20 protein-coding genes and 1 pseudogene are annotated in these 25655 nt (G+C 40.6%); 9 read left to right on the forward strand and 12 right to left on the reverse strand.

The genetic code is table 11. The features are described 5' to 3' along the window. Nucleotides 1-287: 287 nt before the first annotated feature. From RMY00_RS32900 to RMY00_RS32910, 3 genes are all read right to left on the reverse strand, one after another. Entirely contained in the window at nucleotides 288-1253 is a 966-nt protein-coding gene (locus RMY00_RS32900; RefSeq protein ID WP_322651560.1) for an MvdD family ATP-grasp ribosomal peptide maturase, read from the reverse strand. A 92-nt stretch (nucleotides 1254-1345) separates the two neighbouring features. Continuing rightward, on the reverse strand, nucleotides 1346-2335 hold the full coding sequence (locus tag RMY00_RS32905) for an MvdC family ATP-grasp ribosomal peptide maturase (RefSeq protein ID WP_322651561.1): 990 nt from the start codon (nucleotides 2333-2335) through the stop codon (nucleotides 1346-1348). A 169-nt stretch (nucleotides 2336-2504) separates the two neighbouring features. Continuing rightward, a complete protein-coding gene (locus RMY00_RS32910) occupies nucleotides 2505-2801 on the reverse strand; it encodes a microviridin/marinostatin family tricyclic proteinase inhibitor (RefSeq protein ID WP_322651562.1) in 297 nt (98 codons plus the stop codon). A 549-nt stretch (nucleotides 2802-3350) separates the two neighbouring features. On the opposite strand from RMY00_RS32910, the gene RMY00_RS32915 reads away from it, so the two are divergent. Further along, entirely contained in the window at nucleotides 3351-5603 is a 2253-nt protein-coding gene (locus tag RMY00_RS32915; RefSeq protein WP_322651563.1) for a DUF1796 family putative cysteine peptidase, read from the forward strand. Between the two features lie 66 nt (nucleotides 5604-5669). On the opposite strand, the gene RMY00_RS32920 is transcribed toward RMY00_RS32915, so the two are convergent. The 5 genes from RMY00_RS32920 to RMY00_RS32940 all read right to left on the reverse strand — a co-directional run bounded on the left by RMY00_RS32920 (nucleotide 5670) and on the right by RMY00_RS32940 (nucleotide 14240). Beyond that, entirely contained in the window at nucleotides 5670-6521 is an 852-nt protein-coding gene (locus RMY00_RS32920) for a hypothetical protein (protein WP_322651564.1), read from the reverse strand. A 274-nt stretch (nucleotides 6522-6795) separates the two neighbouring features. Beyond that, nucleotides 6796-8301: an acyl-CoA synthetase gene (locus tag RMY00_RS32925; protein WP_322651565.1), complete on the reverse strand. Its 1506-nt coding sequence runs from the start codon at nucleotides 8299-8301 to the stop codon at nucleotides 6796-6798. Between the two features lie 109 nt (nucleotides 8302-8410). Then, entirely contained in the window at nucleotides 8411-9391 is a 981-nt protein-coding gene (locus tag RMY00_RS32930; RefSeq protein ID WP_322651566.1) for a magnesium transporter CorA family protein, read from the reverse strand. A gap of 304 nt (nucleotides 9392-9695) precedes the next feature. Then, entirely contained in the window at nucleotides 9696-11756 is a 2061-nt protein-coding gene (locus RMY00_RS32935; RefSeq protein ID WP_322651567.1) for a tetratricopeptide repeat protein, read from the reverse strand. 588 nt (nucleotides 11757-12344) lie between these two features. Beyond that, entirely contained in the window at nucleotides 12345-14240 is a 1896-nt protein-coding gene (locus RMY00_RS32940) for an aspartate kinase (protein ID WP_322651568.1), read from the reverse strand. Nucleotides 14241-14358: 118 nt separating this feature from the next. Between RMY00_RS32940 and RMY00_RS32945 the strand changes: the two genes are divergently transcribed. From RMY00_RS32945 to rtcA, 7 genes are all read left to right on the forward strand, one after another. Next, entirely contained in the window at nucleotides 14359-14517 is a 159-nt protein-coding gene (locus RMY00_RS32945; protein ID WP_322651569.1) for a hypothetical protein, read from the forward strand. 357 nt (nucleotides 14518-14874) lie between these two features. After that, nucleotides 14875-15357, forward strand: a complete 483-nt coding sequence (locus RMY00_RS32950; protein WP_322651570.1) for a tetratricopeptide repeat protein — start codon at nucleotides 14875-14877, stop codon at nucleotides 15355-15357. A gap of 21 nt (nucleotides 15358-15378) precedes the next feature. Further along, nucleotides 15379-16443 (forward strand): ABC transporter substrate-binding protein, encoded by a 1065-nt coding sequence (locus RMY00_RS32955; RefSeq protein WP_322651571.1) that lies wholly within the window; start codon nucleotides 15379-15381, stop codon nucleotides 16441-16443. 28 nt (nucleotides 16444-16471) lie between these two features. Beyond that, the gene (locus RMY00_RS32960; protein WP_322651572.1) at nucleotides 16472-17236 is read left to right on the forward strand and encodes an ABC transporter ATP-binding protein; all 765 of its coding nucleotides are present in this window, start codon (nucleotides 16472-16474) and stop codon (nucleotides 17234-17236) included. A gap of 13 nt (nucleotides 17237-17249) precedes the next feature. Then, nucleotides 17250-18077, forward strand: a complete 828-nt coding sequence (locus RMY00_RS32965) for an ABC transporter permease (protein WP_322651573.1) — start codon at nucleotides 17250-17252, stop codon at nucleotides 18075-18077. Nucleotides 18078-18184: 107 nt separating this feature from the next. Next, a complete protein-coding gene (locus tag RMY00_RS32970; RefSeq protein WP_322651574.1) occupies nucleotides 18185-19528 on the forward strand; it encodes an FAD-binding oxidoreductase in 1344 nt (447 codons plus the stop codon). Nucleotides 19529-19673: 145 nt separating this feature from the next. After that, nucleotides 19674-20723: an RNA 3'-terminal phosphate cyclase gene (gene rtcA / locus RMY00_RS32975; RefSeq protein ID WP_322651575.1), complete on the forward strand. Its 1050-nt coding sequence runs from the start codon at nucleotides 19674-19676 to the stop codon at nucleotides 20721-20723. Between the two features lie 339 nt (nucleotides 20724-21062). On the opposite strand, the gene RMY00_RS32980 is transcribed toward rtcA, so the two are convergent. Both RMY00_RS32980 and RMY00_RS32985 read right to left on the reverse strand, forming a co-directional pair. Then, a complete protein-coding gene (locus RMY00_RS32980) occupies nucleotides 21063-22025 on the reverse strand; it encodes an aldo/keto reductase (RefSeq protein WP_322651576.1) in 963 nt (320 codons plus the stop codon). Nucleotides 22026-22538: 513 nt separating this feature from the next. Continuing rightward, nucleotides 22539-22730: pseudogene (locus RMY00_RS32985) on the reverse strand (DUF2811 domain-containing protein); the annotation flags it as partial. 488 nt (nucleotides 22731-23218) lie between these two features. Between RMY00_RS32985 and RMY00_RS32990 the strand changes: the two are divergent. Continuing rightward, on the forward strand, nucleotides 23219-24475 hold the full coding sequence (locus tag RMY00_RS32990; RefSeq protein ID WP_322651577.1) for an MFS transporter: 1257 nt from the start codon (nucleotides 23219-23221) through the stop codon (nucleotides 24473-24475). 205 nt (nucleotides 24476-24680) lie between these two features. Here RMY00_RS32990 and hisIE read toward each other — a convergent pair whose 3' ends face one another. After that, nucleotides 24681-25331 carry a bifunctional phosphoribosyl-AMP cyclohydrolase/phosphoribosyl-ATP diphosphatase HisIE gene (hisIE, locus tag RMY00_RS32995; RefSeq protein WP_152588002.1) on the reverse strand — a complete coding sequence of 217 codons (651 nt, stop codon included), beginning with the start codon at nucleotides 25329-25331 and terminating at the stop codon, nucleotides 24681-24683. 101 nt (nucleotides 25332-25432) lie between these two features. Further along, entirely contained in the window at nucleotides 25433-25621 is a 189-nt protein-coding gene (locus tag RMY00_RS33000; RefSeq protein ID WP_100899632.1) for a ChaB family protein, read from the reverse strand. Nucleotides 25622-25655: the final 34 nt, after the last annotated feature.

Raw genomic sequence — 25655 nt, forward strand, 5'->3', positions numbered from 1 at the left:
GGGAGGGTTAGGGTGGGGTAAAAAATATGTGATACATGAATCATTACTTTTCAAAGATCCTCTAACCCATTAGCCCCAATCCATCTTAACTTTTTTAATTTCAGTGCGTTTAAACACACTTTAGCTATTAGCCTGCAATTTATTGCAAGGCAAGAAAGTAACGCAAAACCAAGATTTTAGGAATAGGGATTTTAACACCTCATAAAATAACTAATTGCATACTTTCCACAGCGACATATTTTAATACCAATTCTCTCTAAATTTTGAATAGACAGCTTATGCCCCCTTCAATTTTGCAAAACCTGTGCGATCGCCTCAGAAACCGGTAAGCCAGGATGGCGTTCTAACCAGAAAAACTCGCCAACTGGGTTAACCTCAAGAAATATATGACGACCATCAGGAGTCAAAATAATATCAATAGCTCCGTAGTTCAAACCAAATTCTGCCATGAGTTTGAGCAGTTTCTCTTCGACATCTTCAGGCAGAGTGTATGGTTCCCAAGCGTCGAGTAAAGCAATTCCCTGTTTGCGCCAGTCGTAACGCGCCTTATCCAAAGCTTGAGAATCAACCGCCGCCGTCAGCACACGTTTGCCTACAATAATTGTCCGCAATTCTAATGCTTTAGGAATTTTTTCTTGAAATGTCATTGGGCAAAAACGTAATCCATCGAGGTTATCCAAATCCTCAGATGAAATTGGATTCGTAAACACAACTTTTTCTTGTCCTTGTTCATCGTAAATAGCGAAGGAAGAGAGCATTTTTGTAATCATTCCCTCTTTACACTCTTGGGCAAATTGCTTTACTGCCACTGAATTGTTTGTAGTCAGAGTACGTGGCGTATCTAGACCGATCTCTCGTGCTATTCGTAATTGCAGTTGCTTATTTTCGGCTCGGCGAATATTTGGCAGAGGATCGAGATGGAAGCCGTTAATACTGGCAATCATTCCGTCAATGGTAACGCGAGATTCTTTGAGCGAGGCTTGTCTAAGTTGCTTGTCCATCGAGTCGGGAATTCTTGAGCCAATTGCGATGCGGCGATACCAAACTGCTGACACTTCATTCAAATCTAATGTCTGGTCTTCAACACTTAAAGTAACTCGCTCACTTTTAGCATAGTAAACATCTAAGGTAATTTCTGTAGGAAATCGGTCTGTGTCAAAACGAAATGCTTTTCCTCCTTGGGCTTCAATTGCCTGAATAACTAAAGGAATACTTTCGTTGTCTTGGCTGTGAGTTATGATTAAAACAGTCACGTCGCTTCGCTCCGAATTAAAAATTAAAAATTAATAAGTTCCTAAATTTATAAAAGCTGTCAGTTGGTTATGAGTTTTTAAGTAAGAGCATTTTACTTAGGGCTTGTTGAAAGTAGTGCATCTGCGATCGCATCTGCGATCGGATAGTCCAAATCTCTCTCCAGCATCCCCCACTCTCCTGTAGGATTAATTTCTAAAAAAACATATTCCCCTGATGGCGTTTTGATAAAGTCAAATGCTCCAAAAATCAGCCCAAACCTTGCCATGAAAGCATCCAGGCAACGGATTAGTTTATCAGGTAATTGATATGGTTGCCAGGTAACAACCTCTTTTGTTCCCCGTCGCCAATCTTGGGTGGATGCTGCATACTCAGACGCATCCAGTGCGCCGACAAAGAGATTACCATTCACATACACTGCGCGTAGTTCAAGCTGTTTGGGGATTTGTTCTTGAAACACAACTGGACAATAGCGCAGTGTTTCAGCATCAAGTAAGTCTTCTTTTTTAACGGCGCTGGTATACATGAAAAAAGAGGAGGCTTGCATCCCATAAGAAAGAGGTCTGAGTAGCTTGGCAACCATTTTTCCTTTAACTTCCTCAAAAAACTCTCGTGTTTGTTGAGGATTGTTGGTGACGATAGTCCGAGGTATGACAAGACCAACTTCCGATGCAATTCTCAGTTGGCGTAGCTTGTTTTCAGCTGCACTGATCCGTTGTAAATCATCCACCCAGGTAGCTCCCCTCAGACTGTCCCAAAAGCCATCTAAGACTGCGAGTGATTCATTAGAGCAGACTGCTTGGAATTGTGGAGCCAATTCTTTACCTAAGTCAGGTTGCCAGATACGTCGCATCCATACTGCTTTAACTTGGTCAGTGTTTAGGGAGCGAGTGCCATATTCCAGTTTATGATTGTTCCCAGAGTTACTAAAATTCGCCTCGATTTGTACTGTCATCGGAAACTTATCAGTATCAAGGCGAAATGGCTGTGCGCCTCGTTTTGATACAGCTTCTGCAACTCTATCTATTGTAAAGTAATCACCACTATGGGTGATTAATAAAACCACATCACGGTCAACGTACATAAAATATTTTCATTAGGTTTTTGTATTGTCTCTACTGTCAACTATAAAAAATAAACTTTTTTAATGGGAAGCCAACCCCCAAATGGAGTTGGCAAAGCTAACAGTCTTTTTCTTCTCAGAATATTTTTTAAAACTGCATCTCTGGTGTACTCAAAAGTATGCAGTTATTTTATTTTTGAATTTTTAATGCCTCTGCACTATCCTCGCTGTCTGAAGGAAACTTCAGAGTAACAAATATCTGGTCATCATCAGAGGGATGCTTTTTTGTTACTCCATCTTCTTGATCAGATGGGTACTTCCGAGTTTGGACAAGTTCATCTTTTTCCTTCTTGGTTACACCACAATTTCCCCCACCAATCCCTTCTGATTCTTGATCAGATAGGTCTTCAAAGCTTTGCCCTTCTAAAAATCTGGCAAAGAAAGGTACTGCTTGTGAATTCAGTTTTTCTGATTTGTTTTCAGACATAATTTCTCCTACGGTTAAGTAATGATACATATATACTCATATCAATAATACTACATGTGATTTCATCTATGTAATCATAAAAATTCATTTGTAATTATTTGTAATACTTGTATAAAAATAGTGACTTTATTGTTCCATTTATGGATCATTGGCGTTGCTAATTCCATGTATAAAAATGATTTTGCATAATACCAAAATTCTTGTAGAGACGTAGCAGTGCTACGTCTCTACATCCTTCAATTCAGCAACGCCATTTTTATCTTTTTTACATAAAAGGAGCGATAAAGATTTAACTTAACCTTATCCTTACTTTTATTTGTTCTTAGTTGTCTCAATACTTTTAATGCAATATATTTGATTTAATTATGTAAAAACCCGATTTAATTTTTGAAAAGCTTAACCACTGATAGCTCTGGGTAAGGTAAATCAGACAGAAAGTGTACTTAAAAAATATTAATACATAGCTCTCAGTAGTTGTGTGTGATAAAGCAGGTTTAAAGATTCAGTCTAACCGTTTGGTATTGTGCTAACTAAATCAGGATAAACTCTATGTATCGATTCCAGATCAGTGCATACACACAAACGGGTGAATCCATCGGTCTTGTTGGTTCGACTCCAGAGTTGGGAATGTGGGACATCGTGAAATGTGTCCGCCTGCGTACAAGTGGCGATCGCTATCCTTTATGGTGGACAGATGAAATTGATATTCAACAGCCTTTATCTGGCGATGAACAGATTGAATATAAGTACATACGTCTCGATGCAAAGGGTAAAGCCCAATGGGAGAGCTTACTAGATACAAATCGCTGGATTCCCATTGATCCTAACGATAATTCCAGCACAATTACTGTAGATGATGGGGCATTCGGTTATTTACAACCTTACCCCTTTGGATACATTGAGGAGCCTGCTGTCAAAATGCCCGTGGAAGAAGGGGCTGAAAGGCTCAAAATTCTAGTAATTGGCAGTTCCGTCGCATTAGGTCATAAAGCCTGGTTTTTGAAAGGTTGGGTTTGGCTGTTGGCACAAGCTTTACAGCAAAAATATGGGCATCAACTCGTGAATGTGTCGGAAGTAGGGGCGAATGTCAGCAGAACGATCGCTCGATTTGGCTCAGTTGTCACCCCAGAACAACCTGATGTCGTAATCATTGCCTTGTCTCTGGGTAACGAAGGGTTAGCTTACTGTCCCCCTCACGAACGACGAGCAGTACAACGACGGTTTGAAAGTGGCTTGCAGCAACTTGTAAAAATGACGCGCGACATCGGAGCAATTCCAATTCTGGGCGGAGTCTATCCCAATGGCGATTATTCCCAGGAACATTACTGGCTGATCCAAGATACACACAACCGAATGCTAAGTTGGGGCGTACCTATACTAAATTGGTTGGTAGCTGTGGATGATGGACAAGGACGATGGAAAGCGGGGATATCCTTCGACCCGGCTCACCCGAACACTATCGGTCATAGCTTGATGTATCAGCAGATCGACCAGCACCTCTTCGATATCGACAAAGACAAATTAGCAAAAGAAAAACAAGGCTTTCAGCAACCGAAGGAATTTCCCATTTACTTTGACAATGCGGGCTTTCATGTCTCTGTCTGTATGGAAGAGAAGCGTTTACGGATTGTTAATCTATCACAATACAGCTACACGATCGCTCCCTATTGGCAGGAACTACAAACTGCACTGCAAAGTAAGGCTGGATTGATACCGGGTATCTACATTGCAAAGGATGTTCAACCAAGGACGCTCCCCTTCTTTGTTGTAGAGAATGGCGCGATCGCAACTACAATAAACATTCCCCCTGGTACCAACCTAGAATATAGTGCTGCCTTAAATCTCTTTTCGCCGAACAACGTTTTATTCTATGACGGGCATCTGGGGATTTTGCAAGCGGACGAACGCCACCTCTGGGTAATCAACGAATCAGACAACGAGTACAATATCCAGCCAATGTGGACGGAAGTTTGCAACGCCCTTAAAGCGATGCCATCGGGTGTCTATGAAGATCCGCTTTATCCCGACGCTCCCTTTCGCACGATGATGATTGGCAAGGATGGGCTAGAAAGCCGGGTGAAAGCACCACCGAAGTCTGCGATGCTTTTCCAATACAAATGCAAATTATCAGATATCAGCCGTGTTGCCATTCTTCCCCTTGGCGATCGCTGTGCCGTCCGTATGATGCTATATAAGATGGAGTACGATGGCCCCGCCTTTCCCTTTGATCTAACGCGCACCACCAATATTGGAGATGTCGCGGATGCGATCGAAAACGGTTTTGATGATATGTGGAACCCTGCTTTTCTGCACTACAGTCCCGATGCAGGCAGAATTTACCACAGTAAATGGTCAGGTCTATCCTTTGCCCATGAAGTCGAGGAGACAGATGACCCAACGAGCGATATGTCTCCCGTCCATGAACGGATGCGCGTTCGCTACACGGCACGCTCTGAAAGGTTTTGGTACGCACTGCGGCACTGCGATAAAGTGCTTTTTGTTCGCACAGGAATTAGCGATCGCTCTGGTGTGATAGATTTAGTCAACAAGCTACAAAAACAATGCCAGGGAAAACCATTTCATCTCTTGCTTCTTTCTCCTCAAAGCGATGATAAGTTTTTAAACCTTCCCAATGTGCTGCACTACAATGTCGAGTTTAATCCCGATCGCATGTATGACGATTTGGGACACTGGATGTACTGCACAGAGGTGATGCGAGGAATTCTAGAATCCCTTGGGGTGTCTAGCAAAAACCTCTTTTGGTGTCCGCCTAAAATCCCGAGACTTAATTCAAAAGGGTGAAAAACTAGTCCCAATTATTTTTATAAATTTATGTAAAAAATATTGATGATAAACGTTAGGTTTAATTTAAAAATCTTTATCTAGAGTAAATGAAATATTTTCAAGTTCCACTAACAAGAAATTATTAATTCCAGTTGTTTCCCAGAGGCTCATAAAATCATCTCTATTTATTTTTGAGCCAACAGGTATATGTATACTTTCTTCTTCTAAAGACTTTATTGTTACTAAACTATTACCTATAACTGGAATTGCTTTTCCCATTTTGCCAATCAATATTGATATTAAAACATCTTCTATATTTAAAGGATTATAAGGTAATTGTTCTATACATTCTTGCAAATCTTTGTTATTCCAAACAAGAGATTTAGGTTTTTGATAATAAATTGATTCAGCCTTTTCCTTAGTATACTGATAAGCATCTTGATGCCAGATGCAAGTAGAACCATATTTATCAAAACCTTTTAATGGAAAACCAGGAACATGATCATTAATAAATAACTCCCATATAGCTACTTCAGAAGACCATTTATTTTGTCTTACTAATTGATCGTGAAAATGAGCCTTATTACTAGATGTTACATAATCCCAAGAGTAATTATTTTTTTTATATAATCTTGGATATTTTGCTTCAAACATACAAACTTTTACGGTATTTTTAGCACGGAACAATATAAGTGCATCACATCCAATTGTTTTTTCTAAATTACTATTTAAAATCTGAGACTGGAAACTAAACAATCCTTTTACAAGCTGACTATTGCGTAAAAATAATCTTATATAACTCATTAATGTAGATACATAATCACGCTCATCTACAATGCAACAATCATATATATCTTTTCTAAGATGTTGATCTAAAATATAAACGCCTTTAGCTATAGAACTGTAGGGATAAAAGTTAGGCTGAATAGATATCATAAATATTTTTTTAGTAAATGATTAGAATGTATTATATCTTCAATCTAAATATAAGTTATTTGACATTATGCAATGTTGTTATATTCCAAAACAATCTTAGTGACTAAGGATTTACTTAAGTTTAAGGAATTACGAGGCGAGGTTTGAAACTCCAGGTCTAACCCTCTTCGGGCACTCTGGAGTGAAACCTTAATTTTTCGTTAGTTAACAATGTCGAAAATTCGTTAATTTTTCCAAAACTGATGAAAGAGGGCTAATTAGGCGTTGATGATCGCTATCCTCGAAATAATTCAACCACTGTCGGCTTAGTAACTTTCCCCATAGCGTTGCGTGGTAACTCTTCAACTATCAAAATTTGGGTTGGCACTTTATAGACTGCCAATCGCTCTTTTGCCCAACTCCTTAAAGATTCTAATGTTAAAGGTTGTGACCCTTGCAATACTAACGCCGCACAAACCCGTTCACCCCACTCTGGATCGGCAACCCCAACCACTGCACATTCCTGAATATCTGGATGCGATCGCAATACTTCTTCAATTTCCAGAGCCGAAACTTTATACCCTCCCGTTTTGATAATATCCACACTCATCCGGCCCAGAATGCGGTAGTTGCCATTCTCCACTACTGCGGTATCTCCAGTACGAAACCAGCCATCTTGGAAGGCTTTGGCGGTTGCTTGGGGGTTTTGCCAATATTCTATAAACACTCCAGGCCCTTTAACTTGGATTTCTCCTGGTGTTCCGGCTGGAACTAACTCTCCATTTTCATCTACTAATCTCACTTCAACTTCAGGTAGTGGCTTCCCGACATATCCAGCCAATCGTTCACCGTGTAAAGGGTTCGACAGCGCCATACCGATTTCAGTCATGCCATATCGCTCAAGCAGAAAATGGCCGCTGATGGTTTGCCACTTTTCTAAAACTTGAACTGGTAATGCTGCCGAGCCAGAAACCATCAGGCGCATCTTAGCACAGCCTGCTGACATACTTTTTTGGCGTTCCTTAGAAGCAGTTTCCCAAGTAGCAATTAGCTTTACATAAATTGTTGGTACTGCCATAAATAGGGTTAAGTTACCGTCACAAATTCGGTTCCAAACGGTTTCGGCATCAAACTTACTTAACAGATGACACTCCGCGCCAGCCCATAAAGCACAAGTCAGGACGTTAATAATCCCATGAATATGATGTAGTGGTAGTATATGTAAAATGCGATCGCTTGATCTCCATTCCCAAGCGGTAGTTAAGCTAGTGACTTGCGCTTGAATATTTTGATGGGTTGTAACTACACCTTTGGGTTTACCTGTTGTACCGCTAGTGTAGAGAATTAAGGCGCGTCTAGTAATATCTATCTCTGGGAGACGACCAATATTATATGGGGGCGTTTCTGAGGTGAGGATAAATCTTAAATTGTGTTCTTCGGCAAGCGATGCCTGCGGCGCTAAACTACGCAGTATATCTTCAAAATTAGGATGAGCAATAATAATCGATGCTCCAGAATTGGTAATTACATACTCTAATTCTGGGCGCGGGTGGGAAATACACAGAGGTACAGCTATACCACCAGCCCGCCAAATTCCCCATTGAGTGGCTACATACTCAAACCCAGGCGGGATGAGAAAGGCAACTCGCTGCTCCTGTAAATCTTCTGAATTATTAAGAAGACCTGTTGCTATTTGACCAGAAGTGTGCAGCAAATCTCGATAGGTAAATGCTCTATCTGTTGTAGCAATTGCTGTTTTCTCGTTGTGTTCTTCAGCACGAATAATCAATGGAATATTCACGTTTATTTACCAATTTAGGGTTGATTCAGTCTACTTACAGAAAGCATATAGCAATGTTAAACGAGATTTAAATTTTACTATTTGACCAATGTCTGTAACCTAAAAGACATTACAACCAACGTTGCTTTTTAGCATAAGCAATACTACCAATTACAATTAATGCCATCACGCATATCACAGCAGGATAAAACCAAGGTTGTTCTAATTCCGGCATATATTTGAAGTTCATGCCATAGAAACCAGATATAAAAGTAATTGGTAAAAATATGGTTGAGAGAATAGTTAGACGATTAATTCGTTCACCGGTTTTGCTAGCAATATTATCGCGTTGAATTTCCATTAATTCTGACATCCAGGCTCTCAATGCTTGATATTCTTGCCAAAGTTTATCTACGTGATGAACTAATTCTTGATTGAATAATTCCTTCACTGGTTGGGTTATCCATTGGAAATCTTCGTAATCCATAATAGCCATCAGTGACTTGATGCTTTGAAAATTACGGCGTCCTGAACGAGTCGATTGCCTCATCGTGGCAATTTTTTGGTATGTTAATTCATCACCAGAATTATCTAAAACTTCATCTTCTAAATCATCAAGCTTTCTAGAAATATAGTCAAATACAGTATGGTAATTATTCAAAGTCTCTTTAAAAATAAGATAAAAAACATAGTCAATTCCTAACGTTTCAATATCTTTAGTTCGTTTTTGTAGATTATTAGCTAAAATACTTAAAGCTTTTAATTCAGTGATTTCAAAGGTAATAATAAAATTATTCCCCAGCACAATATTGCCACGAGCAACCTCAAACTCGTGATTTTTTATTTGAGGAGTTAATATTTCATAACTGTCAAATAAACAATCTTCTACGTCTTCATCAATTCCTACAGGGGAATGGTTGAAAACCATATTAACACGCGATGGATTAAGACCAAAGTGCTTAATAATTTTGGCTGTTCCAGTGCGATCGCGGAAGTGAATACAGCGCAACCAAATATTGCGAGAACTATCAATTTGTTTTAGTACCACATCGACATGATTACTGTTGAATAATTCCACTTTGTCTGGATGAAAAGTGATAAGAGTTAACATATAGCCATCCTAATTGAGTCGTGGAAAAACACTATGACTCATGTTGAGCGATAAGTTATTAGTCTACAAGGACACATAAAATGTCAAAGCTTAAGGTTTATTAGGGTGAATAAACATATTGCAATGCGCTTGGTGTTAGTAATATTTTACCCCAAAAGATCCCCCCAACCCCCCTTAAAAAAGGGGGAACTGAATCTAAATTCCCCTTTTTAAGGGTAGTTTACGGGGATCTAAAACGTTTTGCTACCGACTAGAGGACTTTTAAAATATCTCTTAAAATGGTGTTACTGTATTGAGTCATAGCTCAATTTTTTTCTCTTTTTCCAGATTTAGGGCGGCTAGCTTTCGCTGGTACTGAATTATTTTGCAAAATTGCAATTTCTCTTTGTGCATCTTGATAACTATCTTTTTCACCTTGCTGTTGGAATAATTTTGCAGCTTTTCTGAAATCTGCGATCGCTCCCTGTTTATTTTTCTGCTTAGTGCGAATCACGCCCCGGTTATAATAGGCTAAGGCATTGTTAGGATTAATTGCGATCGCTCGTGAATAATCTTGATTTGCAGCTTTTTTATTTCCTAGTTCGAGATAGGCATTACCACGGTTATTATAAGCTGCTAAATTATTAGAATCTAGTTTCAGCGCTTCAGTGTAATCTTCAATAGCGCCTTTATAATCTCCGAAAGAAAAGCGGTGAATACCTCTGTGGATGTAAGCAGCAGTAAATTTAGGATCAATCTGTAAAATAGCGTTGTAATCTTCAGTAGCTTCTAGGTTATCTCCCAGATCGCTGTAAACATCACCACGATTAAGATAAGCTTCGATGTATTTAGGATTGATATTAATTGCGTCTGTATAATCTTTCAAAGCTGCATATTTTTGCTTATTAATAGATTGAGTTAAAGCTCTTTGATAATAAGCTTTAGCATCGGTAGGATTAATTTTAATTACTGTATCAAAATCTTGGATTGCTTCAAGTCTTTGTCTGAGGCGACGGCGAATAATCCCTCGCTGCAAGTAGGCTTCGGTATACTGAGGCTTGAGAGCGATCGCTTTGTTAAAATCTCCAATTGCCCCTTTATTATCCTTCAGTTGAGTACGGGCTAACCCCCGGCCATAGTAAGCATAAGCATCTTTAGAATTTAATTTAATCGCTTGGGTATAGTCTGCGATCGCTTCTTTGTACTTGCCTAATTCAGACAAAGCAAATCCTCGATCAAAATAGGCATTAGCATCTTGAGGATTGAGCAAAATAGCTTGGCTAGAATCTGCTTGTGCTTGCTCGTAATCTCCTAATCGATAATAAGCATCGCCTCGCCTATTATAAGCCAGAGCGTTTTTTGGATCTAATTCAATCGCCTGATTAAAATCTTCAATTGCTCCTTCATAGTTTCCTTCATCATATTTATTGATTCCCTCTTGGTATAATGTTTGTTGGGCATTTATTAGAGGTTTTAGCAACTTCAATTGCCACGCTCCAACGCCAAGTATGATGCAGCTAACTACCCCCGTTAGAACTAATAGTAGTTTTTTCTGATGCTGTTTTTCCCGATCGCGATCAACATTTGTGAGGTTTTTCAGATCGTCTAAAACTTCAGTTGCATACTGGTAACGTTTACGATAGTCAAAACGCACCATTTTATTAATAATTCTGGCTAATTTTCTGTTAATTTTTAAATTTTTGTTCTGCCAAACTGTTTCACCCGTCAGTCGATTTTTGCGAGTTCGCAAATTAGATATATCGTTTTCAGATAAACCTAGAAGTGCTGCGATCGCAACCATACCCAAAGCATATATATCGCTATTGTATTTAAGATTGCCGTTAATTTGTTCTATCGGTATATATTCGAGATTGTTAACGGTATTAGTGATGGCTTGATTAACAGTACTAAAATCAACCAAAATTAACTTTTTATCTGATTCACGACGAATGATATTAGCTGGATTAATATCCCGATGAATCACGCCATAGCTATGTACAATTACCAAAATTTCTAATATATCTGATAAAAGACTAATTACTTGGTCTTCACTCAAAAGTTGCCCCTGGAGAATTTCGTCAGTTAAAGGATTACCGACTATAAATTCTTGGACTACATAAAATTCTTCATTTTCTTCAAAAGAAGTTATAAGCTTTTGAATTTTATCGTTTTCTTGCCCTAATTTTTCTAAAGTTGCTGCCTTGCTGTCATACAAGCGGCGTAGAATTGTTAAAGTTTGAGGACTGCTACTAGCAGAACGTAACTGCTTTACTATAAATTGGCTGCCAGCAATATTAATATCTTCAACTAAATAGGTTTTTACCTTTTCATTATCATTCAGAATTTTTAGTATTCGATAATTTCCATTTAGTAAATGACTATTCATTAATATAAATACAGTTTAATAAATTGTTTTATTATACCTTAGGTGTTTTTACTGGTGATTTTATTTAAAGAAATATTTATTAAAAAAAATAATGCCATTCTGGCAGGTAAAAGTATTAATTATTAGCTAATGTGGCATATTACTACTAATATGGTTCTTAATTAATAAAATATTAAAAACTTAATACGGTTACATATTACCAGACTTGAGTAAAATTTGTACATTAAACGACATTTGGTAAAAGAAGTGAGTAGGTAGGGGGGATATTTTAATCTTGATTTTTTAGCAATCCCCCTCATGACACAATACCGTTGAGTAGAGACGCGAAATTTCGCGTCTCTACATGCTGAAATCAATACCAAAAATCCTTAACCCAAGTGTATTGCCTCATGACACCTAATCCTTCAATGGAGTGGAAAATAGAAGTTTGAGTTATTCATAACCCCATATAGAAGATTGAAAATCAACATATTTGGGCAGAAAAAAGACGTAACTTGATGCTGTGTATCCGCCAATTGCACAGAATTCATATTGAATTCTGGCTCCTAACTCCTGAATTTTTTCTTGTTAAAAATTCCAAATTTAGTTCTACGCTGGCACGACAAATTTCTCACTACCAGCTAGTCCAAAAGCAGCATGAATGACTTGCAAAGCTTTAACACCTTGCTCTTGTGCCACGACACAGCTAATTTTTATTTCTGAGGTAGCAATCATTTGAATATTAATTTGGTGTTCGGCTAGTGCTTCAAACATTTTGGCGGCTACACCTGGTTGTCCCACCATACCTGCACCTACAATACTCACTTTAGCGATCGCACTATCTAAAACAACTTCACCCCATCCTAATTCTGCTGCTACTTGGGTAAGCATTTTTTTTGCACTTTCCCCGTCTATCCGTGAGACTGTAAAAGCAATATCTCGTCTGGGAACACCATCAATCACTCGACAACGCTGAGATTGGATAATCATATCAACGCTGATATTATGCTGCGCTAATAATCCAAACAGCTTCGCCGCCATCCCCGGCCGATCTGGTAATTGACGAATAGCAAGACGCGCTTGGTTCAAATCGAGGGCGACACCACGAACGGGAGAAGTGAGGAGTGGGGAGTGGGGAGTGGGGAGTGGAGAATGGGGCAGGGGGGAGGGTGGAGAGTGAGGAGTTAGGAGTGAGGAGTTAGGAGTGAGGAGTTCTCCCCTGCTCCCTGCTCCCTGCCCCCCTGCCTCTATCTCAAAGGCGCTGCGGAGTGCGTTGACAGCGCGATCGCATTCGGTTGCATTGACTACGCAGCTTACTTTCACCTCGCTGGTGGAAATCATCTGGATGTTCACGCCTGCTTCAGCTAAGGTGGCGAACATCTTTGCAGCTACACCAGGGCGCCCAATCATTCCTGCGCCTGCGATACTGACTTTGGCAATGTTATGTTCTACCATTACCTCGGCTTCGTCAGATTTGGGGTTAGATTGACTCCTCAGTGCTGGGGCGATCGCTGCTGCTACTGCTTCTGCCCGTTTTAGTATTGGTGTAGTAACAGTAAAGGCAATGTCATTACTGTTACCTTCATGAACTGACTGAATAATTAAATCTACATCTACTTTTTGCCGAGAAATTTCGCCAAATAACCTAGCTGCTACGCCTGGTTTATCAGGTACGCGCAACAAAGCCACCTTTGCTTGGTTAGTGTCAAATTCTACAGCATCCACTGGCAGGGCAATTTCTAGATTGATTAGTGATCGCCCTTGGGGTTTGGCTGATGTTACCCAAGTACCAGGAGCATCCGTCCAGCTAGACCTAACTACTAAGGGGACGCCATAGTTACGAGCGATTTCCACAGCGCGGGGATGTAGCACTTTTGCCCCTAAGCTAGCTAGTTCCAACATTTCATCGCAGGTGATGTCATGCATCAACTGGGCTTCGGCAACTAAGCGGGGGTCTGTAGTTAAAATACCAGGAACGTCTGTATAAATTTCACAAAAATTGGCTTGTAATGCGGCTGCGATCGCCACCGCCGATGTGTCAGAACCACCACGCCCCAAAGTTGTAATTTCAATTTCTTCGGCGTTGGATGTGCCTTGAAAGCCTGCTACTACAACTACTTTACCTGTATTTATGTGGCGAGTTAGGCGAGTAGTTTCAATATGTAAAATCCGAGCGCGGCTGTGTTCGGCTTCAGTAACAATTCCTACTTGAGCGCCAGTCATGGAAATTGCTGGTTGTCCGAGTTCCTGCAAAGCCATACTCAGTAAGGCGATGGTAACTTGTTCTCCAGTGGAAAGCAGCATATCCATTTCCCGGCGGTTAGGATTTGAAGAAATTTCATTAGCTAGTTTGACGAGTCCATCGGTGGTTTTGCCCATTGCCGAAACCACTACGACAAGCGAGTTTCCAGCTTTAACAGTTTTGTAAACGCGTTGTGCAACAGCTTGAATACGTTCGACTGAACCGACAGATGTACCACCGTATTTCTGAACTATGAGCGCCATAACTTTTATACAATCAATTGTGTCTGTTTTGCTCAATGCCCCCGCCGCGTTAGGAAGGCTTGAAGATATTAATAGATATTTAGTTTACTAAAAATTGTGTAGCATACCCAATCATAAGTTGATTGTTCAAAGTTTATTGGGATTAGCGATCGCAGCCAAATCATCGGTTACACCACCAATTAGTGGCAAAAACACCTACAAATCAGATCGTGTCACCAATTTGAGAAACATCCTACCAGTTTCTTCCAGAATGAGTGCCAATCACATTGCAATTTAGAAATTTTAAATGGTTGCTTTGCGTACTAGGTATTTATTAACTGTCCCTAGTAATCTATCCCATTAGTTATGAGAGGTAAAAAAGTTCGTAGTCAAGACTTTAGTGCTAGATTCTGAAGCACTGAAGTGCTTACTACAAACTCATTAAATTTAATGCGATAGACCACTAGTTAGTTTTTATTTTGATGACTCTAGATGTCGAGTGTGGTATTAGTCGTATACTGAACACAATAAATCACACAGAAAATTCATAATTAGCAATAAACTAGCGCAAATTTAAAGATGACTTTAAAAATCATTTAATAGATATATTTTGTGAGAAAGTTAATACAAACGTATATTCACTGATTTCAAATTCATGGATTCTTTACCTATCAATTCCTTACTTGAAGAGTTGAAAAACCCCGATGCCACAGTCCGCGAAAAAGCAACCAGAAAAATCTGGCGGATTTGGTTTCAGCAAAAGGGAATTTATGGGCTGGAAATAATCGATCGCAGTCAAAAGTTACTTGATGCAGGTGAAATTACTGAAGCCGAAACAGCACTGACAGCACTAATCAAAGACCAGCCAGATTTTGCAGAAGCTTGGAATCGCAGAGCTTTTCTGTATTACAGTATTGGAGATTATCAAAAATCTTTAGCAGATTGTCAGATGGTTATACAGATAAATCCGATACATTTTGGGGCGCTTCACGGTATGGGTTTGTGTTATGCAGCACTAGGAGAGTATGGTGAAGCTATCAAAGCTTTTAAAGCTGCTTTAGAAATTCAGCCCTATTCGCTAGTGAATCAAAAGTTGATTCTAGAATGTACATTTAGATTCAGTTACAACGGCAAATAGAAGAAAATATCATCCTGTTTTATGAATCCGTCATCATCCTCATCAACAGCAGTTCATCGCCTTAGTCGCCGCAATTTTATTCAATACGGTTCTATCTGGATTAGTAGTAGCTTTATTGCTGGTTGTACTAACAGCAACCAACCATCAACTAGCAATTCTCAGTTGAATAAAGTTACATTTGGCACGAACTGGATAGCACAAGCAGAACACGGAGGATTTTACCAGGCAATCGCCACTGGTATTTATAAAGACTATGGTTTAGATGTCACCATCAAAATGGGTGGCCCCCAGGTTCCCAGTGGTACTCAATTGTTGATGGGGGATGCGGTAGATTTCTTCATGGGTTATGGCATAGATGCCGTGAATGCCATAGCACAAGGTATTCCCAAAATCACAGTCGCAGCAATTTTCCAGAAAGACCCCTGGTGTCTTATTGCACATCCCAACCTAGCAATTAAAACTCTTGCAGACCTCAAAGGCAAACCAATTTATGTCTCTGCTTCTGCTAATATTACCTATTGGCCTTTACTTGAAGCAAAGTATGGTTTTACCGAAGATCAAAAACGCCCTTATAACTTTAATCCGGCTCCTTTTTTGATTGACAAAAGCTCAGCCCAGCAAGGTTATATTACGTCTGAACCCTTTGCTATTGAGAAGCAGGGCGGTTTTCAGCCAGTGGTATTTTTATTAGCAGATTATGGTTATCAACCTTATGCAACTACTATTGAAACCAAAAAAGAACTAGTAGAAAAAAAGCCTGAATTAGTGCAGCGATTTGTTGATGCCTCAATTAAAGGTTGGTATAGCTACCTAGAAAACCCCCAACCAGGGAATCAGTTAATTAAAAAAGATAATCCAGAAATGACGGATGAGCAACTTGTCTATAGCATCCAAAAGCTAAAACAATATGGGATTATCCTTTCTGATGCCGCAGAAAAACAAGGGATTGGCGCGATGAGTGACGCAAAGTGGAAATCACTCTTTGACAGCATGGTTAATACTAAAATTTCTAAATCCAACGTTAACTACAAAGAAGCATACACCTTGCAATTTGTGAATAAAGGGGTAGGCTATTACAAGAAGTAAGCCGCTTGCTATTCTCGAGATTTTTTGAATGAGTCACCATCTCCTTATCACACTCAATCAGATTAGCAAGGTCTACACCAATGGTACTGTTGCCCTGCACGACCTAAATTTAACAATTCCAGAGTCGCAATTTGTCAGTTTAGTTGGCCCCTCCGGGTGCGGTAAAAGTACAGTTTTGCGCCTGATTGCCGGATTGGGGCGCACGAATTCTGGTAGTATTGACTGGGGTATAACTCAGCAAGCAAGAAAACTGGCTTTTGTTTTTCAAGATGCCGCACTCATGCCTTGGGCTAACGTTAGAGAGAATATACGCCTACCGCTAAAGTTAGCGAGAATATCTAAAAAAGATAGCCAAAAATTGGTACACGAGACATTAGAACTGGTAGGATTAAAAGGTTTTGAAGAAAACTATCCCCGCCAGTTATCAGGTGGGATGAAAATGCGGGTATCAATTGCTAGAGCATTAGTTACTCAGCCAAATGTTTTGTTAATGGATGAACCATTTGGCGCATTAGATGAAATTACTCGTAGCAAACTCAATGGTGATTTACTAAATTTGTGGCTTCAACAACGCTGGACGGTGGTTTTTGTTACTCACAATATTTACGAAGCAGTGTACTTATCAAATCGCGTGCTAGTTATGGGGATAAGTCCCGGAAGGATTGTAGCTGATGTAGAAATTGATGTCCCTTACCCCCGTAACGATGACTTTCGCACATCATTGCTGTACAACCAATATTGCCGTGAAATTTCTCAACATCTAGCTAAAGCTATGAGCTTTGCGCCAATTTAAAATTTTTAAGTATATGTTATTCATCCGTCGTAGCCAATCACAAAAAACATCGAGCAAGTTTCTTTCTGCTGAGGTTTTGGCACCGATAGGAGTTGGCATTATAGCATTGTTTTTATGGGATATATTTGTGCGGATAACACATCTACCTCCTTATATTCTCCCTAGCCCTTTATTAGTATTTAAAACTTTAATTACTGACTGGAACGAGCTTTTTGCATCACTATTAATTACGCTGCAAATCACAGTTGTTGCTTTTATTGGTGCGACTATTTCTGGTTTACTAATGGCAATTTTGTTCACCCAGAATAAATGGATTGAACGCAGTTTATTTCCCTATGCAGTAATTTTACAAACAACTCCGATAGTTGCGATCGCACCTCTAATAATCCTCTGGTTAAAAAATAACACTTTCGCCGCCTTAGTTGTTTGTGCCTGGATAGTCGCCTTTTTCCCCATCGTATCCAACACTACACTAGGACTCAACAGCGTTGACCGGAACTTGCTCAACCTATTTCAACTTTACAAAGCTTCTCGCTGGCAAACTCTGCTGTATCTCCGTTTACCTAGCGCCATGCCCTATTTCTTAGGTGGTTTAAAAATTAGCGGTGGTTTAGCATTAATTGGCGCAGTGGTTGCCGAATTTGTTGCTGGTACTGGTGGGGCAAAATCTGGCATTGCTTACCGGATTTTAATTTCCAGCTACAACTTACAAATTCCTCGGATGTTTGCAGCATTATTTCTCACAACTGGGTTGGGTGTATTAATTTTTGTCAGCTTGAGTACCTTATCTGACTTTATATTAAGTAAGTGGCATGAAAGTGCAGTCAAACAAGAAAACTAGGATTTTAAAACGCAAAGGAACGCAAAGGTTTACGCAGAGGAACGCAGAGGAATTAATTCTCTGAGAACCTTTGAGCTTCCCTCTGCGTCAAAAAAAGGATATAAGCTATGACGACATTGAATGCCCTAATTAATTCTCTAGAAGGCATAGAAACCATCACCGACTCCGCCCAAGTCGCCAAATTATCCCAGGATTATCACAGCTTTAGCCCAGTACTTGTGCCGAAACTAGAAGGAAAAGTTGGGGATATTGTAGTGCGTCCCGTCAATGAAGCAGAGGTTTTAAAAGTTGCCGCCGCCTGCGCGAAACACCGTGTACCCGTGACAGTGCGGGGTGCGGGAACTGGAAATTATGGGCAATGCGTACCGTTGCATGGTGGCGTAATTTTAGATATGACGCGGATGCAAGAGATTCTTTGGGTGAAACCGGGGGTGGCGCGGGTAGAAGCTGGGGTGAAGTTGGTGGCTATAGATAAAAAAGCCAGAGAAATCGGCTGGGAAATCCGCATGGCCCCCTCCACATACCGCACAGCAACAATTGGCGGATTTATTGCTGGGGGGAGTGGGGGCATTGGTTCGATACAATATGGATTATTAAGCGATCGCGGTAATATCCTAGCACTGCGAGTGGTAACTGTAGAAGATGAACCCCGTGCGATCGAATTACGCAGTGACGATGTGCAAAAGGTGAATCATGCTTGGGGAATTAATGGCATCATCACCGAAGTCGAAATCCCCTTGGGGCCAGCTTATCCTTGGGCAGAAGTGATTGTCACCTTTGACGACTTTATGAAAGCAGCAAAGTTTGGTCAAGCTGTTGGCAATGCTGATGGCATGATTAAGAAGTTGATTTCTGTATTTGCATCCCCAATTTCCCAATACTTTCATGCCCTACAAGAGTACATTCCTGAAGAAACTCACTCAGTATCTTTGATAATTGCCGAATCGAGTTTGGAATTCTTACCAGGTTTGGTGCAGCAATATGGCGGCAAAATTACTTATGAAAAACCAGCCGAGGAAGCGGGGAAAGGTATACATTTAGGAGAATTTAGCTGGAACCACACTACCTTACATGCCCGGAGTGTAGATACTGGTGTTACCTATTTACAAAGTATGTTTCCTCGTGACCGCAGTTTGCAACTAGTACAGCAGATGTATCATCATTTCGGCGATGAGGTAATGATGCATTTGGAATTTTTTCGCGTGAACGGTGCGGTAGTTCCTGGTGCATTGCAACTTGTGCGCTACACCACCGAAGAACGTCTTAATGAGATTATCTGCTATCACGAAGAACACGGTGTGAGTATTGCCAATCCCCACACGTATATTATTGAAGACGGCGGCAGAAAAGTTGTTGATCCTGAGCAGTTAAAATTTAAGGAAATAGTTGATCCATATCGGTTGATGAATCCTGGTAAAAGCAAAGTTATTCAATTGCAAATTCAAAATTAGCAATCTATAAAAAACACATATCAGAATTTTTTCTGTATATTTGTGTAACTTGTATTCAAAAAACTAGTTGTAAGACGTTTATAATTTGTGGTTTGATTTTAAGAGCCGTGGGGATAACCCAAAATCCACCATTCCAAAATCGCCCATGATTGAAATTGACGGTTCCTACGGAGAGGGAGGCGGACAAGTTCTTCGCACTTCCTTAAGTCTAGCGGCCATCACTGGCGAACCCATACGAATTTCAGGCATTCGCGCTGGACGCAAAAAACCAGGATTAGCAGCACAACACTTAACAGCAGTTCGGGCTGCGGCGAGAATTTGTAATGCCCAACTACAAGGTGATGCTTTGGGTTCAATGCTGCTGGAATTCATCCCAGGTAGTGCTGTGCAAGCTGGAACTTATACCTTTGATGTTAGTAAAGCACAAGTTGGTGGTTCCGCGGGTGCGATCGCTCTAGTTTTACAGACAATTCTTTTACCTTTGGCACTAGCATCTGGCAATTCTCAAGTAACACTAAAGGGTGGAACTCATGTAAACTTTAGCCCGACAGTGACGTACATTGAGCAAGTTTATTTGCCGATATTGCAACGCATGGGTGTACAAGCCCAAGTCAAGTTAGGCGCTTGGGGGTGGTTTCCCAAAGGTGGCGGAGAGGTACAGTTGCAGATAGATGGCGGTGGTAAACTCAACGGGATTAACTTGCTAGAACGGGGAAATTTACAACAGGTGCGAGGGCTAGCAGTGGTAACAGAATTGCCTTCGCATATTCCCCAACGGATGGCGAATCGTGCCGAGAATTTGTTAAGGGAAGCCCATTTGAAAGTTGCTGTACACGCTTTGCGAGAAAGAGGTATAGCACCTGGGGCAGGTATTTTTTTAACTGCCCAGTATCAGAACAGCTTGACTGGCTTTGGTGGATTTGGGCGATTACGGTTATCGGCGGAAACAGTTGCAGAAATTGCTTGTCAGCAACTGCTTGAGTTTCATCATACTGGTGCAGCAGTAGATGAACACTTAGCAGACCAGTTATTATTGCCAGCTGCTTTAGCTTTACAAGAAAGTCACTACCGGGTGGCTGAGGTAAGTAGACATTTGACGACGAATGCAGCCGTAATTGAACAATTTGGGTTGGCGCAGATTAGGGTAAGTGAAGCTGAGAAAATCGTGTCGGTAATCCCTGTAATTGGTGGATAAGATTAAAGACTAAGTTGAGGTGTACATCTGCATAGAAATTTGCCTCATTTCCAAAAGTGAGAATGAGGCAAAGGTGTTTTATTTAAGCGGAGACAGAAAACTTTTGATAGTTTATTTAAGAGGATTTGCAATCAAACTTGTAACCTGTATGTGTTGTAACAATTAGCAACCATCCAATTTACAAGGCAATGCAAATGTAGTTGAGACTGAGTTCAGTTGTCTCTGATACTTGCTCTTTAATTAATTATGAAATAGAGCGTTTGAATTTACCTCTATCAAAGGCATATATGTAGGTTAAGTCAGTTTGCGATCGCAAATACAAGAAATTAGGTATTGGGCTTAGGCTGACATCAATTGCTGAAGGCGCTGTGGTTCCTCTCCTAGCCAATCTGGATTTTGAGCAGTGCTATCGAAAATTGATGAGGTTTTGAAAGGCTCAAACTTACCGCGTGATGCCGCTTCTGCCGTTTTTGCTAAAAGCGATCGCACTTGCTGGTCATTCATTGGCTGGAACGTCCGCACTGCTTCAAAAGTTTGCTCTAGAATCTCCATGTTGTCAATTCCGGTAATCACAACTGATGTGGGCAGATTCAAAGCATAGTGTAAACATTCAATTGGCGTTACAGTATTTGACCTTAAAATAATACCGTTTCCCAAGCTTTTCATTCCCAGAACGCCAATGTTTTGTTTAACCAGTTCTGGCACAACCAGCTTTTCAAAGCTCCGGTAGTGGGCATCCATTACATTGAGCGGCATCTGCGCCGTATCAAATTTAAACCCGTTAGCAGCTGCAACTTCCAGCATGTGCAGATGAACATAGGGGTCTTTATGCCCAGTGAAACCAATATATCGGAGTTTGCCAGCTTCTCGTGCTTCAATCAAGGCAGCATTCGCCCCTTCTTCATCAAAAACTCGATGTGGGTCTTCGTGTCGAAGAATTTCGTGGTGCTGAACGAGATCGATGCAATCAACTTGCAAGCGTTGGAGTGATTCGTCTAGCTGTTTTGCGGCTACTTTTTTAGAGCGACCATCGATTTTCGTCATCAAGAACACTTTATCTCGATAGCCATCACGCAGCGCCTTTCCCATGCGAATCTCGCTGACTCCACCGTTGTAATCCCAACTGTTATCCATAAAGGTAATGCCACGATCAATGGCTGTTCTAACAATTCGGATACCTAGTTCCTCATCAACGTGCTTCAAGGCGATGTGCCAACCACCCAATCCAATGGCGGAAACTTTTTCTCTTGTACTGCCGAGAACTCGGTATAGCATTTCTGAATTTGACGTAGTTTCTGCCATCTATTCTCCAAGTCTTTCAACTATTACTTAAATACATATAGATATGTGCTAATTCAAACACAAAGATGAGTTGATAATATCTTGCTGAAGATACACTTTTCAACACGATCAAGAAATTATAGAAGAAGTCAAAATACCGATGGCAATTTGGAATGTATGAGATAAACACCAATACACGGCAAAGCGACCATACGAGCATCTTGGTATTCAAAATAAAACCGTTATGTAACAAGTACTAACGGTCAGCTAAATATATTCAAGTTTTGTTTCAATTCTAAATTTTGCACTATTACCAACTAGTTTTGGCAACAAGAGAAACTAGTGGAATCTCTTCAAATCTACTGTTCTTTTTTGTTGTAATATTACCCCGATATAAGCGATCGCTTTGGATCAAAATCCCATTAATGGGACACGGCAAACCGTGCCCCTATTAAGGCTTCATACCAGTACCTATGGGGTGTCTAGTAAATTAGCTGTTGCGGGTGAGTCGGTACAGGGCATTTGTACTGTGGAGTGGTGGAATAAAGTTTCCAGATAGACTCGAGCAGCACGGCGATCGCTATCTCCATTTTGGAGTAAAAACAATGATAGCGCCGCCGTCAATACTCTGTTTTCATCCCAATCAGGATGGGTTTCTAAGTAGTTTTTTAAGGATTCGTGGAGTGTTTCAGGAATTTCTGTAAAGATGCTAACCGTTGCTTTCATGAGATTTTCCTCCTATGAGGATAATCAAGAGGGACAAGTTGCTTGCGCTGAAGCGGCTTATGGCTACTTCACACGCCCTTTCGCCAGCCCGTCAATCTACGCTTACATCTGGTGGTAATATATTTTACACATTTGATGCCAACGGTTGAACGGATTACAAAAGCAAGCCGAATCATTGTGCGCCAAGAGGGGGTGGGTTTGTCAATGCTGCGAAATGTTAAAAACGAGTGTATAAAAAATAATTGCGAACGCTACAATAGGTATTTAAAGCCATTTTTCGTTACGTAACTTTATAAGAACTCAGTCCTTTAAGTTCCTTCCTACTGTTTATCAACAATCCCCAACAGGAGAGTAAGAAGCCCATTAGCTCGTAGAGAACCTGTGGAAAACTGTTAAAATCCCTGTGGAAACCCTGTGGAATGAGTGAGGAAAATAGCAGCCAATGATAAGAATTACAAAAATGTCACGAAGCCATGACATTTAAACTTATGAAATTAGCTTCGCAATCGCAGCTATCATCGTGGCTGCCTTCGATACATCCCCAGGTATGGATTTTTGCAATTGGTAGATTTCTATCGGAAGTTGGTACTGGCTGTACGCTGTTTTACGCCCCGATCTTTTTTGTCAATCAAGTTGGTTTATCTGCAACCAGTGTTGGGGTAGCCTTGGGTAGCGCTTCGATTTCCGGCGTTGTAGGGCGGATTGTAGGTGGTTCTTTGGCTGATTCTGAACACTGGGGACGCCGCCGCACTTTATTGCTAGCCACGGTGATTTCTGCGATTGGTTCTCTGGTTTTAGCAGCTACTGATAATTTTACGATTTTGGTAATTGGTAGCTTGATTAGTGGTTTAGGGATAGGTTTCTATTGGCCTGCTGCTGAATCTGTTGTTGCTGACGCTAGTCAGATTGACAATCGCCGCGAAACTTTTGCGATCGCTCGCCTAGCTGATAATCTTGGGTTAGCGATCGGAATTATGCTGGCGGGTTTTTTGATCTCAGTAATTGGGAGTTATCGATGGCTTTTTGTGATTGATGCCATCTCTTTTTTAGTGTTTTTTGGGGTTATCTATGTAGGAATTAGTAAAACTGAACAACAGCAGATAGAAGAATCTGAAAAGACAGAACTTTTTGCTTCTTGGATAGCAGTATTAAAAGATGGCCGTTTCCTAGTTTATATAGCAGTTAATATATTTTTCACAATCTATATTTCTCAAATTCACAGTACTTTGCCGCTTTTCTTCAAAAACTTTGTTATAAAAAGTACTAGCGAAGGATTTGCTCAAACTACGATTAGCGTTTTATTTGCTTGGCATCTGGTGTTTGCCATTATCTGCCAGTTACCTGTAACTAGCATTTTAAAACGCTGCTCACACACACTCGCGCTTACTGTTTCTGCTATTTTCTGGGCAGTTGGTTTTGGCCTGATTTGGGTAAGCGGCATTGCCCCATCTGATAATCTGGTTTGGGCAATAGTGGCATTAGGAGTATTTGCTGTAGCGATTGTCTCCTATACCCCATCTGCTGCCTCTTTAGTAACTGAGTTAGCCCCGGAAAATCAACGCGGAGTTTATTTTTCCATCAATGCTTTGTGCTGGGCTGTTGGCTCATTTATTGGTCATCCCTTGGGTGGATGGGCATTAGATCAACCAGAAATTATTACCAATAGTTACTGGCTATGCTTCATCTTGAGTGTAGCGATCGCTGTGGCAATTTTACAGTATCTCAATCGAATTTTGTCTGAGTAGAGGCGCTTATTTAGGCAGGGGAGCAGGAGGCAGAAGAGGCAAGAGAGCAGGGAGCAGGGGGCAGAGAGCAGAGGAGAAAGAATACTGGAATTTTCCTGCAAAAAGGGTTTCATCTCAAGTCCGGTTAATCTATGATTACCGCATCTCTGCAAAAATCAAAAAAGCCTCTTTCCTCCTGCTCCCTGCTCCCTGCCCCCTTTCCTTTTCATTGACGACGTTCTTGCAACTTGCGATATACAGATTTTAAATCAACTTGATGGTGAGCTAAGGCAACCAAAGTATGATACAGCAAATCAGCCACTTCACCTGCGATCGCATCTGCTTCATCATCCTTAAAAGCCATTACCACCTCGGCGGTTTCCTCACCAATCTTTTTCAATATTTTGTTATCACCACCTGCGAATAGTTTACAGGTGTAAGAGCTTTCTGTCGGATTATCGCGGCGATCGCATATTATTTGAAACAATTGCGACAATGTATCCCCTGGTGGTGGGGCAATTTTCCCTTCTATTTGGTGAAAGCAACTGCGTTCTCCAGTGTGGCAGGCAATATCTCCTAATTGCTCTACCCCGATGAGCAGCGCATCACTATCACAGTCATAACGGATACTTTGCACTTTTTGAATATGCCCAGAAGTCGCCCCCTTGTGCCACAATTCTTGCCGGGAACGACTCCAAAACCAAGTTTCTTCAGTTTCTAAAGTTTTTTGTAACGACTCCTGATTCATCCACGCCATCATCAGGACAGTACCATCCAAATAATCTTGAACAATTGCAGGTACTAGACCCCGTTCATCGTAGCGAATTTCCTCAACAGGGATAGCGTTATGCAGAGAGTGCGAATCGTTAGAAGACATACCAGCTAGTTTGCTCTAATGAGAATAATTCATGGATTCACGATACCATTCTCAATAGGGCAACTGGCATGTTTTTTTGAATTGAACTATTTTATCTAGCTCTAAACAAGAACATTCCGTTCCATAGCAGACTGCATCTTTACAGCACTCAAAGCGACTTTGTGAGCTTTTGAGGCTTCACCATACCAATGGATCGCCGAATTAAAAGCTGCTCGGTAAAGATCCTGGTATGCTTCAGATAATCGAGTTTGAATATCTAGAGGTAAATCTTTATTCGAGTTGTATAACATATTATTATTTTTTGGTTCAGCTATGTATATAGGA

Origin of the sequence: Nostoc sp. ChiVER01 (assembly GCF_034531155.1) — a bacterium.
GTDB lineage: Bacteria > Cyanobacteriota > Cyanobacteriia > Cyanobacteriales > Nostocaceae > Nostoc.